This is a genomic window from Streptomyces sp. NBC_00306 (assembly GCF_036169555.1).
In the GTDB taxonomy this organism is placed as follows: Bacteria; Actinomycetota; Actinomycetes; order Streptomycetales; family Streptomycetaceae; genus Streptomyces; species Streptomyces achmelvichensis.
Genome location: NZ_CP108032.1, coordinates 7,514,105 through 7,530,315, shown reverse-complemented (window position 1 = coordinate 7,530,315; position 16,211 = coordinate 7,514,105). Strand labels below are relative to the sequence as shown.

General features: G+C 69.7%; 11 protein-coding genes. 2 read left to right on the top strand and 9 right to left on the bottom strand.

Translation table 11 applies throughout. The features are described 5' to 3' along the window. Positions 1 to 3: 3 nt before the first annotated feature. From OHA05_RS33630 to OHA05_RS33600, 7 genes are all read right to left on the bottom strand, one after another. Positions 4 to 1,467 (bottom strand): glucoamylase family protein, encoded by a 1,464-nt coding sequence (locus OHA05_RS33630; protein ID WP_328862637.1) that lies wholly within the window; start codon positions 1,465 to 1,467, stop codon positions 4 to 6. Positions 1,468 to 1,684: 217 nt separating this feature from the next. Continuing rightward, on the bottom strand, positions 1,685 to 2,884 hold the full coding sequence (locus OHA05_RS33625; protein ID WP_328862636.1) for a glycoside hydrolase family 1 protein: 1,200 nt from the start codon (positions 2,882 to 2,884) through the stop codon (positions 1,685 to 1,687). 55 nt (positions 2,885 to 2,939) lie between these two features. After that, complete coding sequence (locus OHA05_RS33620; RefSeq protein ID WP_313942469.1) at positions 2,940 to 3,797, bottom strand: carbohydrate ABC transporter permease; 858 nt, start codon at positions 3,795 to 3,797, stop codon at positions 2,940 to 2,942. Further along, entirely contained in the window at positions 3,794 to 4,765 is a 972-nt protein-coding gene (locus OHA05_RS33615) for a carbohydrate ABC transporter permease (RefSeq protein WP_328862635.1), read from the bottom strand. Before OHA05_RS33615 ends, OHA05_RS33620 begins: the two co-directional genes overlap by 4 nt. Before the next feature lie 2 nt (positions 4,766 to 4,767). After that, a complete protein-coding gene (locus OHA05_RS33610; RefSeq protein ID WP_328862634.1) occupies positions 4,768 to 6,012 on the bottom strand; it encodes a sugar ABC transporter substrate-binding protein in 1,245 nt (414 codons plus the stop codon). Between the two features lie 631 nt (positions 6,013 to 6,643). After that, positions 6,644 to 7,705, bottom strand: a complete 1,062-nt coding sequence (locus OHA05_RS33605) for a LacI family DNA-binding transcriptional regulator (RefSeq protein WP_328862633.1) — start codon at positions 7,703 to 7,705, stop codon at positions 6,644 to 6,646. A gap of 521 nt (positions 7,706 to 8,226) precedes the next feature. Beyond that, positions 8,227 to 8,409, bottom strand: coding sequence for a hypothetical protein (locus OHA05_RS33600; protein WP_313942473.1), 183 nt, complete (start codon positions 8,407 to 8,409; stop codon positions 8,227 to 8,229). Between the two features lie 346 nt (positions 8,410 to 8,755). Here OHA05_RS33600 and OHA05_RS33595 point away from each other — a divergent pair, with 346 nt between their 5' ends. Further along, positions 8,756 to 11,083 (top strand): chitinase C-terminal domain-containing protein, encoded by a 2,328-nt coding sequence (locus OHA05_RS33595; RefSeq protein ID WP_328862632.1) that lies wholly within the window; start codon positions 8,756 to 8,758, stop codon positions 11,081 to 11,083. A gap of 268 nt (positions 11,084 to 11,351) precedes the next feature. After that, entirely contained in the window at positions 11,352 to 13,001 is a 1,650-nt protein-coding gene (locus OHA05_RS33590; RefSeq protein WP_313942475.1) for a lysyl oxidase family protein, read from the top strand. A gap of 63 nt (positions 13,002 to 13,064) precedes the next feature. Here the strand turns inward: OHA05_RS33590 and OHA05_RS33585 are convergent, their stop codons facing one another. Together OHA05_RS33585 and OHA05_RS33580 are read right to left on the bottom strand one after the other, a co-directional pair. Beyond that, entirely contained in the window at positions 13,065 to 14,543 is a 1,479-nt protein-coding gene (locus tag OHA05_RS33585; RefSeq protein WP_313942476.1) for a glutamate-cysteine ligase family protein, read from the bottom strand. Positions 14,544 to 14,667: 124 nt separating this feature from the next. Beyond that, entirely contained in the window at positions 14,668 to 16,179 is a 1,512-nt protein-coding gene (locus OHA05_RS33580) for a rhamnulokinase (protein WP_328862631.1), read from the bottom strand. Between the last annotated feature and the right edge of the window lie 32 nt (positions 16,180 to 16,211).

Sequence of the window (16,211 nt, the reverse complement as noted above, 5' to 3'; positions counted from 1 at the left end):
TTCTCAGATGCCGAAGCGCTCCTTCGCCAGCAGCGGGCGCACCCGTGAGCTGAACCCGCCCGTAGTGAAAGGCTGTTGGAGCAGTCCCGGGCTCAGCTCCTGGGCCAGGGCCGCGGCGATCATGCCCTGGTCGAGCGCCAGGACGAAGTCGCTGACGCGGCCGGTGCCGACATTGACGGAGTCACGGAAGCCGTAGCCGTCGTCGTACGCGCCGAAGTCCCGGTCGATGGCGCGCAGATTGGCGAGGGCGTCCCGTCGGGCGTAGGGCAGGGCCAGGAAGGAGGCGTGCGGGGTGACCACACCGTTGGTGTACGCCGACGCGGGCGGCATCGGTTGGCCCGGGGTGACGTACGTGCGGTCGGTGTTGGAGGCGTAGCCGTCGGTCTGCATGCCGATGGCGTCGACGCCGTACTCCTGGTAGCCGCCCTCCGGCACGTTGCACGGGGAGAACCCCCAGTAGCCGTACCGTGCCTCGGAGAGGCCGTGCTCGATGTGGGAACGGACGAAGCGGTGGTGGGTGGTGCCCCAGGACCGCGGTGACCAGGAGGCCTCCGGGACGAAGAGCGGCACCATCAGCGCCTCGAACATCGAGCCGCCCCAGGTGGGGATCAGCTTGCGGCCACGATAGGTGTAGTGCCCCTGCCAGAGCCGGACACCGTCGACGGTGTCGTACGCACCCTGCGGCATCTGTTCCTGCCCGTGCTCGGGAAGCATGGTGCGCAGCATGTGCCAGTAGTGCTCGCCCGGCAGCGAACCGTCCGCGATACCGAGGTAACTGGCCATCCGGGGTTCGGTGTTGAGGGCGCCGTAGTGGTGTGCGGTCGGCTCCCCCGTGTCCGTCCAGAAGCCGCCGCGCAACTGGCCCGGTCCGGCCACCGGGTCGGCGGGGTCGTACGGCGTGTAGAAGTACGACCAGTCCGCGGCGGCGAGGAGCCGGGCGATCCGGCCGCGCAGCCGCGGCTCGGCGGATGCCGCGATGCGCAGTCCGGTGACCAGCCAGGCGTTGTCGACGGAGGAGAGGAAGGGCCGGACCGGGTCTCCGGTGCCGGGCCAGCTCGTCAGGACCGAACCGTCGTGCGCGTCGTACCAGTTGAGCCAGAAGCCGTGGTGGCGTTCCAGCTTCTCGACGGAGGCGACGGTGCGGGTGAGGCGGCGGTGCAGCGTGTCCCTGTCGATGACGCCCAGGCCGGCCGCGGCGACGGTGGCCCACAGTCCGCATCCGATGTTCGTCGGGGACGTGTTCCGCGAGACGACGGGGCCGCCGGGCCGGCTGAGGTCGAGCGTGTCGGCGGCCAGACCGATGTCGGTCGTCATGGCCTCGATCGACCGGTAGGTGTCGCGGAACCAGCGGCGCAGCAGCGCCGTTTCGGACTCCCGCCGGCCGGCGGCGGTGGCACTGCCTGCCGAGGGCAGGGAGAGGGCCGCGGCCCCTGCGGTGGTGGCTGCGAGAAACGAACGACGGTCCATGCGGATCCGGCTCCTGAAGTCTGGGGACTGGGAGAGGTGGCTGTTCGTGCAGGCGTGTCGGGTCGGTGAGGCGGCGGACGGGCTGGGAGGGGTGAAGCGGGGACGGGCGGATGTCAGGATCCGCCCGTCCCCGGTCCCTACCGGGCGGTGCAGCCCGGTGGCACGGTGTCCGGCGGGGATGCCGGTGCGGTGTCGGCGGTGGTGGCGAACGGGCTGTTCAGCCTTCGCCCCGCGGGAGTTCACGGCTGCGGCCGAGTCCGCCGAGCCAGACCGCGGACGGTTTGGCGGTGCGGGCGAACGTCTCGGGGTCGACGGCGATCAGGCCGAAGGTGGGCCGGTACGAGCCCCATTCGTAGTTGTCGAGGGCGCTCCAGGCGAGGTAGCCCTGGATGTCGAGGCCGTCCTCGATCGCCCGGGCCACTTCGTTCAGCGCGCCGGTCAGGTAGTCGACGCGGCGGGTGTCGTCGGCCGTGGCGATGCCGTTCTCGGTGACGACGAGCGGCACGTCGCCGACGATGTCGGCGGTATGACGCAGCGCGTGTCCGACGGCCGCCGGGTAGTACTCCCACTGCGTGAGCGTGCGTTCGGCGTCCTCGGGGGCGGGGATCGGTCCGTCGGCGCCGATACGGGTACGGGTGTAGGACTGCACGCCGACCCAGTCGTCGTCCCGCGCGGCCTCCAGGAACACGTCCTCGCGCGGGTGGCGGTAGGCCGCCGTGACCTCTTCGGCGCCGGGCAGGGCCTGGTAGACCTGGTTGGCGATCGTCCAGCCGACCCTGATCCGCGGATTGAGGGCCCGGACCTCCTTGACGGCGGCGCGGTGAGCCTCGATGACCGCCCAGGTCGTCTCCTCGTCGGGGGTGGGCAGTCCGGCCGGCGGGAAGCCCACATCGCCCGCCTTGGCCGCTCCCGCCATCACGGCGATCATGTTGGGCTCGTTGATGGTGCAGACGTACGGCACACCCTCGGCGATCACCGGTGCCGTCGCGGCGACGTAGCGGGCGAACAGGGCGACGGCCCCCTCGGCGGTCCAGCCGCCCCGCTCGTCGAACCACCGCGGGACGGTGAAGTGGTGCAGCGTGACCATCGGGCGCAGTCCGCGGGCGATCGCGCCGTCCACCATCCGCCGGTAGTGGGCGAGTTCGGCGCGGGAGAAGTGACCGGGCGCCGGTTCGATCCGGGCCCATTCGATGCTGAACCGGTAGTCGGTGAACCCGAGTCCGGCCAGCAGGTCCATGTCCTCGTCCCACCGGTGGTAGCTGTCGCACGCATCGAGGCTGGGCGCCTCGATGTGCGAGGTACCGCTGTGCTCCTTGTGCCACCAGTCGCTGTTGGTGTTGTTGCCCTCGATCTGGTGGGCGGCGGTGGAGGCGCCCCACAGGAAGCCGTCGGGGAAGGGGGTGGTGCTGTGCGTCATCGTGAGAACTCTCCGGTACGGACGGTGGGGGGGGGATCGGGGGCGCCGGGGCTCGCTACTTCATGCCCGCGGTCGCGATGCCCTGGGTGAAGTGGCGTTGCAGGGCGATGAACACGATCAGGACGGGCAGGACGACCAGGAACGATCCGGCCATGAGCATGCCGTTGGAGCCCGCCGACTTGTTCGGATCGGTCGCGAAGGTGGCCAGTGCCACCGGCAGCGTGTACTTGCCGGGGTCGTTGGTGGCGATCAGCGGCCAGACGAAGTTGTTCCACGAGCCGAGGAAGGTCAGGATCGACAGGGTCGCGAGGGCGGGTTTCACCAGCGGCATCACGATCCGCCAGAAGATGAACCACTCCCCGGCCCCGTCGAGCCGGGCCGCTTCCAGCAGGTCGTCGGGGATCGACAGCATGAACTGCCTCATGAGGAAGACCCCGACGGCGCCCGCGGCGAACGGCAGCACCAACCCGGCGTAGGAGTCGATCAGCTGAAGCCTGCTCATCAGGACGAAGAGGGGCAGCAGCATCAGATTCCCGGGCACCATCAGCGCGCCGAGGACGATCGCGAAGACCTTGCTGCGGCCGCCGAAGTCCAGCTTGGCCAGCGCGTAGCCGAGCATCGAGCAGAACACCAGGTTGCAGACGGTCACGAACACGGCGACGATCACCGAATTCATGAAGTACAGCGGCATGTCGAGTCGCTCGAGCAGCTCGGTGAAGTGCTGGAACGTCCACTCCGTCGGAATCCAGACCGGAGGGCTGGCGGTCAGTTCGCGGTCCGTCTTGAAGGCGGAGAGGACCATCCACAGGAACGGCGCCGCCATCACCAGCAGTCCCGCGGAGACGACGACGTAGACCGCCGGCCTGCGGATGCGGGAGGTGCCACGGATGCCCGGAGCTCGGGTGCCGCTCATGACGTGTTGTCCTTCAGCAGTCGGAGCTGGAGCACCGTGACGGCCATGATGACCACGAACAGGACGTAGGCCATGGCGCTCGCGTAGCCCATGTGGAAGAAATTGAAGCCCTCGCGGTACATGTGCAGGGAGACGGTCAGCGTGGAGTCCGACGGGCCGCCCTGCGTCATCACGAACGGTTCCTCGAAGACGTTGAGGTAGCCGATCGTGGTGATGACGGTCGCGTACAGCGTCGTCGGCCGCAGCAGGGGCACGGTGATCCGCCGGAGCTCCTGGAAGGTTCCCGCGCCGTCGAGCCGCGCGGCCTCCCGTACTTCGGTGGGAATGGCCTGGAGCCCGGCGATGAACAGCACCATCACGGTGCCGAGGTTCCGCCAGACCGCCATCGCGATGAGCGACGGCATGGCGAGCGTCTCCGATCCCAGGAAATCGGGTGCGGTGAAGCCTGCTTCGGCGGCGAGCCCGGCGATCAGGCCGTCCGTCGGGTCCAGGACGAAGCGCCATACGACGGCGACGGCGACGATGCTCGTGACGACGGGCGCGTAGAAGCCGACACGGAAGAACGTCCGGGCGCGGTCGATGCCGTTGTTCAGCAGGACGGCGACGAGCAGGCCGAGAAGGACGGTCACCGGGACGCCGACGACCACGAAGTACGCGGTGTTGAACAGCGCCTCGAGGAACTTCTCGTCCTCGAACAGCTTGGTGTAGTTCTCCAGGCCGATGAACTCGGCGTCGAGCGGGTGGGTGACATTGCGCAGCCCGAAGTCGGTGAAGCTCATGAGGAGCGTGGCGACGATCGGGAACGCCATGAACACGGCGAACAGGACGAGGAAGGGGGTGGAGAACAGCCACCCGGCGGCGTTCTGCCTGCCGAGGCGGCGCGGCGGCCCGTCGGCCGGGGCCCGCCGCTGCGCCGGTCCGTTCCGCTTGCCGGCCGTCTTCGCGGCCGGTGTGGTCGTGGTGCTCATGGCTATCGCGAGACCAGGTCCTCGACACCGGCCTGTGCCTTGCCGGCGGCCTCCCGTCCGGAGGCCTTGCCCTGCGTCACCGACTCCAGCGCGGTGTCGACCGAGGCGGATATCTCCGACCAGGTGGGCAGGGTGGGTGTGGACTTCGCGGTCTTCATCTGCTGGAAGAACACCTTCATGCCGGGGTCCTCCGCCAGTTCGCCGGAGGACCAGGCGGCGAGGTTGGCCGGGAGATCGTGGGTACGGCGGTACCAGTCGGCCTGCGCCTGGGCGCTGGTGAGATGGGCGACGAACTCCTTGGCGGCGGCCTTGTGTTCGCTGTCCTTGGAGATCACCAGACTGGAACCCCCGGCCATCGAGGTGGAGGACTTCCCGGTCGGCACGTTGGCGACCGCCCACTTGCCCTTGAGGTCCGGGTACTGCTCGTCGATCAGGGTCCTGATCCACGGGCCGGAGAAGAACATCGGGACGTTTCCGGTGTTGAAGTCCTTCAAGGGGTCGTAACCGGGCTGCACGCTCTTGGTGCTGAGTCCCTTGTCGAAGAAGGCACCGTACTGCTCGAAGGCGCCGACCGCGGCAGGGCTGTTCACCGCGGCCTTGCCGTTCTTGTCGACGATCTCACCGCCCGCCGAGTACAGGAACGGGTAGAAGCTCTGGACGGTGTCCAGACCACGGGGCTGGAGGTAGATGCCCCACTTGGTCTTCGCCTTGTCCTGATACGCGGCGGCCATGCTCTCCAGCTCGGCGAAGGTCGCCGGGGGCTTGCCGACCCCCGCCTTCCGCGCGAGATCGGTGCGGTAGTACAGGACGCGGGTGTCCACGTACCAGGGCACGCCGTAGACCTCGCCGTCGACGACACCCTGCTCCCAGCCGGCGGGGAAGAAGTCCTTCTTGTCGAAGGTCTTGGTGTCCACCGGCTCCAGCACACCGAGTTCGGCGAACTCACCCATGTACGTGCTGCCCATCTGCATCACGTCCGGCAGCGTCCCGGCGGCGGCCGCCGAGACGAGCTTCTGGTGGGCGACGTCCCAGCCGATCGGGGTGACCTTGACGTCGATCTTGGGGTTGGCCTTGGTGTACTCCGCGGCCACCGCGCCGAGTTTCTCGCCCTCGGCTCCCATCGCCCAGACGGTCAGTGTCTGTTCGGCGTCGGCGGCGACTCCCTCACCTCCCGACCCGCATGCGGTGAGTCCGCAGGCCAGCGAGATCGCCAGGGCGGCCGAAACGGTTCGAGCGGTGCGGTGCATGGACGGCTCCTCCTTGAGCTCCGCAATGTATGCGCAGTCTGTAAGCGCATACATCACTCTCATGCAGCCTTTCCGGCCACCGCAAGAGGGGCTCAGGTCACGTTCTCGCAACGGGCGCGACCTCGGCGGTTGCCCGTCGAAGGCTAGGCGGAGGATTTGCGGAACGAAAGTGACAGAAGAGATTCCGCATGCTCGGCGCGGTGCGGAGGGGTGGCGTCCGACCCTCCCGGAACCCCGGGGGCGAGCCGGGACCGCGCCCGCCACGGGGGCACGGGGTGCGGCACGCGGATGCCCGGGGCAGGGCGATTTTCAGCGCCGCGACGTGAGGGATGTCGTGGTGTGCCGGACAGGCAGGGTCGCGGCGTACGCAGGGACGCGGCGCGCCGCATGGGCAGGGTCCCGGTACAGCCGGCGTCTTCGGGCTACGCGGGACGGCCGGCGCCTTCGGGATGCGCAGGGGCGCCGCGTGCCCATGCTTGCGGTGCGTGCAGGGTCGCGGGGTGCCGGATGTACGGCTGTGCCCCGCATGCGCAGCGTCGCGGTGTGCGGGATGCGCAGCGGCACGGTTACCCGGATGCCGCGTTTGCCGTGCGAACGGCCCGCCCCTGCCACCCCCGTACCGCTGGCCCCCTCAGACGCACCCGCAACTCGCGCGCCGGGCCAGGGAGACCGGGAGGACCATCGAGACAGGCGGGCTGTCGCGGTCGCCCGACAGGCGCCGGACCAGCAGGTCCACCGCCTCCTCCCCCAGGCGGCGCATCGGCTGCCGTACCGTCGTCAGGGCGGGCCGGACCAGCCGGCCGAGCGGAATGCCGTCGAAGCCGGTGACGGCGATGTCCTGCGGCACCCGGACGCCCCGGCGTTCCAGCGCGCGCAACGCCCCCACCGCCATCTGGTCGTTGGCGAAGAGCAACGCCTGCGGTCGCTCCCCCGCCCGGTCGAGCAATGCGTCGGCGGCGCGCTCGCCCTCCGGCTGCGTCATCATCGGGGCGCGCAGGTCCGGAGCGTCGGGCACCGGCAGACCGGCCTCGGCGCACGCCTCCCGGAAGCCGCGGAAACGCGCCTCGGCGTCCGGCGAATGCTCCTCGCTCCCGACGAAGGCGAGCCGGGTGAAGCCGTGGTCCCGGATGAGATGGCGCGCCAGTTCCCGCTCGCCGTCCGTGTTGGCCACCTCGATGTGGTCGAGGTGGTCGATCTCGCGCGGTCCCGCCAGCATCACCACCGGCAGCCGTCGCGAGATCAGCTCCAGGTCCTCGGTCGGTACGGTCCGGGCGAGGACCGCGAAGCCATCGACCCGCCCGGCCACCTTCGCCACCAGGCTCTCGGGTCCGCCCTCCAGCGATGCCGCGATCAGCAGCGCGTATCCGTGCCGCCTGGCGGCCCGCTCCATACCGCGGATGATCTGGTCGGAGTAGAGCATCACGGCCGAGTCGTCGTACTCGTCGTCCGACTCGCCGCCGCTCTCCGCGGCCGGGTCCGCGTAGTCGGGGAAGCAGAGGCCGAGTACGCCGGTGCGCCGGCTGGCCAGTCCGCGCGCGTTCGCGCTCGGTACGTAACCGAGGGCCCGGGCCGCCTCCAGCACGCGGTCGCGGGTCTGGGCCCGGACGGAGTCAGGATTGCGGTAGACCCGCGAGACCGTGGCGATCGAGACGCCCGACCGTTCGGCGACGTCGTACACCGTGGGGGCACTCACCCGACCGACCGTCCATTCACAGCTCGACACTCAGGCGCTTTCCCGGAAACCGACCCCGGTGAAAGCGCATTCACAGTAGGCCGCGACCCGGTCCACGGGCAAGGCGGTCCCGCCGTGGCGGCGCCGTTTTCAGGGCCCGGCGCCGGCCAGGTCCCGCCCGGGATCGCCCGCAGTGTCGGGCTGCCGTCCGGGTCATGTCGGGCCGACGGCGACGAAAGCCGTCAGAGCGGCCGGGGTGCCGCACGCCCCGGCCACGTCGTCGAGCATGGCCAGAAGCCGCGCGGTTTCCCGCTCCCGCCATGGCGCACAGCAGCCGGACCCCGACGAGAGGCGCGCCCGGAGCGGCGCGCCGCGGGACGCCTCGGGGCAGCCGGAAGACCGGCGCAGATGGAGCGCCGAAGACCGTCGCCCGCCGTCAGGCGCCAGGGGTCCTCCCCCGGGAGGCCGCAGGCCCGGTCGACCTTCATCATGCGGTCGAGTACAGAGGTGAGGACTGACGGTGGCACCCCCGTGGTCGCCTTCTACACGGCGAGCCGCGCCAGTTCGTCATCGGAGAGCCCCGGAGCGGCCGCTGCCACGTTGCCGGTCAGGTGGCCCGGGTTGCCGGTGCCCGGGTTGGCCGGCACATGAGGTCCGCACGGGAGCGTCCACGCGAGCGGGATCTGCGCGGCGTTCGAACCGTGGGCCCGGGCGACGGCCGGCACCTCGTCGGTGCCGGTGGCACTCGCGCACCCCTCACGCGCGGGCGCCCGCGATGGCGACGAACGGCACGTAGGCGAGGGCCTGTTCACCGCATGCGCGCAGGAACACGTGCTCCCCGGGCGGCGCTCCGCCGGGATCATTTCCGTGACGCCCCGACCGGAATGGTCCAGACCTATTGACGCACTGGTCTAGTCCTCTTAGCCTCTGCGTCACCTGCGCGGATCCGGTCCCGGGCGGTGCGCACCTCACGGGACCAACTGCACCCATCCCCATGCCAGTTGTTGTGCGAGGCCGATCAACCCTGCGCCCCGGTGGGTGCAGGGGGACCCCCACCAGGAGGATCCGACCGTGCTGTCCCTCACCCGTACCAGAGCATCGCTGCTCGCAGCCGGCGCAGCCGCCGCCGCGCTGCTCGCCGGCTCACTCTCCTCAGGCGTCTCCCACGCCGCCGCCCAGGAGTCCTGTCGACCCGACGGGCTCTACTCGACCCCGGGCGTCGACGTCCCCTACTGCTCCGTCTACGACGCCGAGGGCCGGGAGAAGATGGGCGCGGACCACCAGCGCCGCGTCATCGGCTACTTCACCGGCTGGCGCACCGGCAAGGACGGCACTCCCGCCTACCTCGCCTCGGACATCCCGTGGAACAAGGTCACCCACATCAACTACGCCTTCGGGCACATCGACTCCGCCAACCGGCTGTCGGTGGGCGCGGACACCCCGGCCAACGCCGCCACCGGGCTGACCTGGCCCGGGGTCGCCGGGGCCGAGATGGACCCCGCCCTGCCCTACAAGGGGCACTTCAACCTGCTGACGAAGTTCAAGAAGCAGCACCCCGACGTGAAGACACTGATCTCCGTCGGCGGCTGGGCCGAGACCGGCGGGTATTTCGCCGAAGACGGCGAGCGGGTGAACTCCGGCGGTTTCTACTCGATGGCCACCAACGCCGACGGTTCGGTGAACCAGACCGGCATCGACACCTTCGCCGAGTCGGCCGTCGCCTTCATCAAGAAGTACGGGTTCAACGGCGTCGACATCGACTACGAATACCCGACATCGATGAAGGACGCCGGGAACCCGCTCGACCACCAGTTGTCCAACGCCCGCCGCGCGGGCCTGGTCAAGGGCTACGCGGCGCTGATGAAGTCCCTGCGCGAGAAGCTCGACCGCGCGGGCGCCGCGGACGGCAAGCACTATCTGCTGACCGTGGCCGCGCCCTCGTCCGGCTATCTGCTGCGCGGCATGGAGACCTTCCAGGTCCAGAAGTACCTGGACTACGTCAACATCATGTCGTACGACCTGCACGGCGCCTGGAACGAGTACGTGGGTCCCAACGCCTCCCTGTTCGACGACGGCAAGGACGCCGAACTCGCTTCCGCCGGTGTGTACTCCACCTCGCAGTACGGCGGCATCGGATACCTCAACACCGACTGGGCGTACCACTATTTCCGCGGCTCCATGCCCGCCGGCCGCATCAACATCGGTCTGCCGTACTACACCCGCGGCTTCAAGAACGTGCAGGGCGGCACCGACGGGCTCTGGGGCAAGGCGGCCACCACCACCTGCCCGGCGGGATCGGGGCTGACCAAGTGCGGTGACGGTGCGGTGGGCATCGACAACCTCTGGCACGACAAGGACACGGCGGGCAACGAGTCCCCGGCCGGCTCCAACCCGATGTGGCACGCCAAGAATCTGGAGAAGGGCGTGGTGGGCGACTACGTCACCAGGTACGGCTTCCCCGCGAACACCACGCTGACCGGCACCTACGCCCGCAGGTACGACGCGACCCTGGTCGCGCCCTGGCTGTGGAACGCGCAGAAGAAGGTCTTCCTGTCCACCGAGGACGAGCAGTCGGTCGCCGCCAAGGCGGACTATGTCGTCGACCGCGGCATCGGCGGCACGATGATCTGGGAGCTCGCGGGCGACTACGCGTGGAACGCCGCCAAGGGGCAGTACGAGACCGGTGACACGCTGACCACCGCGATGTACGAGAAGTTCCGGACCGCCGCTCCGTACGGCGCCAGAAGGGCCGCGACCGCCCTGCCCGCCGAGGCGGTCAAGGTGGACGTGGACTTCGGCCAGTTCCCCCTCGGCGACTCCAACTACCCGATCAGCCCCAAGCTCAGGATCACCAACAACACGAAGACGGCGCTGCCCGGGGGCACGGAGTTCCAGTTCGACTACGCCACCTCGGCGCCCGCCAATGCCAAGGACCAGTCCGGCTTCGGGACCACGATCGTGCGCAGTGATCACAGCGGCAGCAACATCGGTGGTCTGAAGGGCGACGTCAACCGGGTGTCGCTGAAGCTGCCGGCCTGGCAGACCCTGGCACCCGGCGCCTTCGTCGACCTGGACTTCGTGTACTACCTGCCGACGTCCACCCCCTCGAACTGGACGGTGACGTTCGGCGGCAGGACCTATGGGCTCGCCGGAGATCTGACGCGCGGTACAGCGGTGGTCGAGCCGGGTTCGGGCACCGGACCGAGCCCGGACCCCTCACCCGACCCGACCGGTCCGGGCACCTGCACGGCCCCCGCGTGGAGCGCCACCACCGAGTACGGCAACCCCACGACGGTGTCGCACAAGGCGCACCAGTGGAAGTCCAAGTGGTGGACGAAGGGCGAGGAGCCCGGCTCCACGGGTGAATGGGGTGTGTGGCAGGACCTCGGCGCCTGCTGACCTTCTCGGCGGACCGAACTCGCGTCTGCGGTGGCACAGTTCTCTCCTGTGCCACCGCAGACGCGTCCGTTAGCACAGCGCCGATTGCCATGGGGCGAAAGGCAGGGGGACGGCCGGATTGTCGCGGAACCGCCACCATTTCGGACAAGGATCGACGACTTGAGGGTCCTCAGACAACCGGTTCGGGCGTCCCGCGTTCTGACAGGTCGGCCAGGCTCCGATCAGAACCGATCGGGTCATTCCGCTGGCTCCTGAGGACGAGGAACCGATGACCAGACCTCACCGCAATCGTCTCTGGCGCGCCGCGTTCGCCGGCTCCGCCGCGCTGGCTGTGATCGCCGGCGTAGCCGCCGCCGCTCCCGACGCCGCCACAGCACAGACCACACCCAAGCTTCGGCTGATCGCCGCCTCCACCGCCGTCACTCTCGACCGGGACGAGGAGTCCGGGGTCTATCTCGACCTCGGCACCTACCTCACCGCCGAGGGCGCGCCCCTGGAGTTCCAGGTGAAGCGCAAGTCCTACAAGGACCCTGTCGTGGCCCAACAGGTCATCCGCCAGGGGAAGAAGACCACGACCAAGACGCTGCCGAAGGGCCTCGTCAAGGACTTCACCGGCCTGGCCGGCTTCCTCCAGGTCACCATCACGGACAAGAACGGGAAGAAGGTGCTCAGCAAGCAGGAGACCTTCTGTCCGAACAACGCCTCCGGCCGCATCCGCCCGGACGCCCCGGCGAAGTCGAAGTATCCCGAGAGCTGTCCCACCAATCCCTTCACCCTCGGATCGGTCTGGGGTGTCGAGAACGGCTGGGCCTCCAACACCTACCTCGGGTACTACTCCGAGCCGGTGAAGCTGCCGGTGGGTGAATACACCGCCAAGCTGTCGGTGACCAAGGCGTACCGCGATCTGTTCGGTATGCCCGACGAGACCAAGTCGCTCAAGGTGACCGTGCGCCAGAGCCCGCCCGGTGAAGGGGCTCGCTCGTCGAAGACCGGTCACTCCGGTCACGGCGCCGCCCACGGGAAGCCGGCTGCCGGTGGGCACGCCTACCACGAGGGCCGGGGAGCCGACGCACCCGCGCCGCCCGCCCTGCCGTACGCGCTGAAGGCCGCCCGCGCGGCCGGTCACCTCGGTGACGGCCCGGGCCACACCGACGGCTCGCGGATCGCGCCCGCCCTCACGCCCAACGCCAAGCGTCCGACCGGCCGGGCGAGTGTGCCCGACGTGCCCAAGCCCGACCTGCGTTCGCTGCCGGCCTGGGACATCGGCATCTCCGACGGCGAGGACGGTGACGTCCCGGGCAAGGACTACATGGTCTTCAGCGCCAACGTGTGGAACGCCGGTCCCGCGCCGCTCGTCGTGGACGGCTTCCGCAGTCCCGGCAAGGACCTGATGGACGCCTACCAGTACTTCTACGACGCGAAGGGCAAGCAGGTCGGCTACACCCCCACAGGCACCATGGAGTGGGACCCGCGCATCGGCCACGAGCACTGGCACTTCACCGACTTCGCCAGCTACCGCCTGCTGAGCGCCGACCAGAGCGAGATCGTCCGCAGCGGCAAGGAGGCCTTCTGCCTGGCCAACACGGACGCGATCGACTACACGGTGAAGAACGCCAACTGGCACCCGTTCAACACCGATCTGTCCACCGCCTGCGGTCAACAGAGCTCGATCTCGGTGCGTGAGGTCCTGGACGTGGGCTCCGGCGACACCTACACCCAGTACCGTCCCGGTCAGTCCTTCGACGTGACGGACCTGCCCAACGGCACGTACTACATCCAGGTCATCGCCAACCCGGAGAAGCGGCTTCAGGAGACGAACCTCAAGAACAACGTCGCCCTGCGCAAGGTCGTCCTCAGCGGCAAGGCGGGTGCCCGCAAGGTCACCGTTCCTCCGCACGACCTGATCAACGCCCCCTGACACACGGTCACACAGCACGAAGGCCCGGTCATCTCTCGCAGGTGACCGGGCCTCCTGCCGCTCTCAGTCCACCGGCCAGGTGTGGACGGGTGCGTTGAGATGCATGTAGTCGCTGTACTGCCGGGTCATCCGGCGCAGTGCCTCGCGGGAGCCGACGTGGCTGGAGTCGGCGATGTGATGGAACATCTCCTTCTGCCAGACCGCCCCGTTGCGGCCCGTGACGCACCGCTGCTCGATGATTCCCAGCAGCGGCTCCCGCCATGCCGCGTCCATGCCGGAGCGCTCCAGCCCCTGGTGCGCCAGCGGCAGCAGCCGGCGCAGCACCAGTTCGACCACGGGCACCTCACCCATTCCGGGCCAGTACAGCCGTGCGTCGATCCCGTTCCGCGCGGCGGCGTGCAGATTGTCCTCCGCGGCCGAGAACGACATGCGGGACCAGACCGGACGCTCCTCGTCGACCAGCGCGCGGGTCAGACCGTAGTAGAACGCTCCGTTGGCGAGGACGTCGGCGACCGTGGGCCCGGCGGGGAGTACGCGGTTCTCCACGCGCAGGTGCGGTTTGTCGTGGTCGATCGCGTACACCGGGCGGTTCCAGCGGTAGATCGTGCCGTTGTGCAGGGTGAGTTCGGCCAGCTCGGGGATGTCGCCGCCGTCCAGGGTCTGCAGCGGGTCCTGGTCGTCGCACAGCGGCAGCAGCGCGGGGAAGTACCGCACGTTCTCCTCGAAGAGGTCGAAGACGCTGTTGATCCACCGTTCGCCGAACCACACGCGGGGCCGAACCCCCTGCACCTTGATCTCGTCGGAGCGGGTGTCGGTGGCCTGCTCGAAGAGGGGGATACGGGTCTCGTGCCACAGCTCCTTGCCGAACAGGAACGGTGAGTTCGCCGCCAGCGCCACCTGGACGCCGGCGATGGCCTGTGCGGCGTTCCAGTAGCCGGCGAACTCGTCGGGCGAGACCTGCAGATGGAACTGGGTACTGGTGCACGCCGCCTCGGGCGTGATGGTGTCGGCATACGTCCGCAGCCGGTCCACCCCGTCCACGGCGATCCTCAGATCCTCGCCGCGGGCAGCGAAGACCTGCTCGTTCAGCAGCCTGTAGCGCGGGTCCTCCGACAGCGCGGCCTCGCCCACGTCCGGCTGCCGCAGGGTCGGCAGGATGCCCACCATGATCAGATGCGCGCCGACGGCGGCGGCCCGCTCCTCGGCATGATTGAGCGCGTCGCGGATCTCCTGTTCCCAGTCGTCGGGGCCGCCGGCCGTGAGCCGCCGTGGCGGGATGTTGATCTCCAGATTGAACCGGCCCAGCTCGGTGGCCCAGGCGGGATCGGCGATCGCCTCCAGCACGTCGGTGCTGCGCATCGCGGGCCTGCCCTCGGCGTCCGCCAGATTGAGTTCGATCTCCAGACCGACCTGCGGCCGCTCGAACTCGAACCGGGAGTCGCGCAGCATCTGCGCGAAGGCGTCGAGGCACGCCTGCATCTTGATCCGGTACCGGCGGCGGTCCTCACGTGTGAACACCTTCGCCGGGACATCTCGTCCCATCGGCCCTCCCGAGTTCCCTCGGCAGACTGCCCTCTCCCAGAATCGCACTCCCGGGCCGACCCGACCAGCGAGGGAGCCGCGGCAGCCTCTCGTCGTGGGTGTGACGGCACGGGGCGTCTCGGGTTCACCGGGGCCGGGCCGATGCCCCCTCGGCGCGGCGGCAGCGGGCCGCCGCCTCGTCCCACGCTTCACGCGTGGTGCCGCTCGCACCCCCTGGCTCGTGAACCCGCAGCTCCTGGGTGGCACGGAGCAGCGCGCGCAGGCCCCCGAGGCCTCCGGTGACGGCCCCCGCCGCCCGCGCCTGCACCAGCAGATTGCCGAAGGCGGCGGCCTCCGCGGGACCGGCGACGACCGGCAGGCCCGTCGCCTGGGCCGTCAGCCGGCACAGCAACGTATTGCGCACTCCGCCCCCGACGATGTGCACCCGCGAGACAGGACGTCCCGACAGCCGGACGGCGTCCTCGACGGCCTGCCGGTGGGCCAGCGCGAGCGAGTCGAGAACACAGCGCACCGTCTCGGCCTCGGTGCGGGGCTCGGGCTGTCCCGTCCGCAGACAGGCGTCGGCGATACGGCGGGGCATGTCGCCGGGGGCGATGAAGGCGGGGTCGCTCGCGTCGACCACCGAGCGCAGCGGTACGGCGGCCGCGGCGGCGTCGAGCAGTGCGGGAAGATCCTGGGCCCGGTCCTGCGTCTCCCAGCTCCGCAGGCACTCCTGGAGGAGCCACAGGCCCATGATGTTGCGCAGATACCGGACCGTGCCGTCCACACCGAGCTCATTGGTGAAATTGGCGCGTCTGCTCGCCTCCCCGAGGACCGGTGCGGGCAGCTCCACCCCGGCGAGTGACCAGGTGCCGGTGGCGACATAGGCGAAGTCCTCGCCGTCGGCGGGGACGCCGACAACGGCCGACGCGGTGTCGTGCGAGCCGACGACGATCACCGGCACGGGCCCGGTGAGCCCGGTCTCGGCCAGCACCTCGGGGCGCAGGGTGCCGGCGGTGTCACCGGGTGCCCGCAGCGGCGGGAAGAGGGAGAGGTCGATCCCCAGACGCCGGGCGACGGTGGGGGACCAGTCGCGGGTGCGGGGGTCGACCAGCTGGGTGGTGGAGGCGTTGGTGATCTCCGTCCCGGCCCTGCCGGTCAGCCAGTAGCTGATCAGATCGGGGATCATCAACACCTGCCGAGCAGCGGCGAGTTGGGGAGTTCCGCGTGCCGCGACCAGCTGGTAGACGGTGTTGAACGGCAGATACTGGAGCCCTGTCGCCGCATACAGCTCGCCGGCCGGCAGGGCGGCCGCGACCTTCTCCGCCACTCCCTTTGTACGGTCGTCCCGGTAATGGACCGGATTGCCGAGGAGCTCGCCGGACGCGTCGAGAAGTCCGTAGTCGACGGCCCAGCTGTCGATGCCGATGCCCGCCAGGCGTCCGCCCGCCGCGGCGGCCGCGGCCCGCAAGCCGTCGAGCACACCCCGGTAGAGGGCGAGGATGTCCCAGTGCAGGGTGGCGCCGGTCCTGACCGGCCGGTTGGGGAACCGGTGGACCTCGGTCAGCTCCAGGACGCCCGGACCGGCGCGGCCCAGCATCACCCGCCCGCTCGACGCACCGAGGTCGACGGCGGCGAAAGCAAGGGGGTCGGTCATGTTCACCTCCTGCCGGTCGGGTGCCGGCGCTG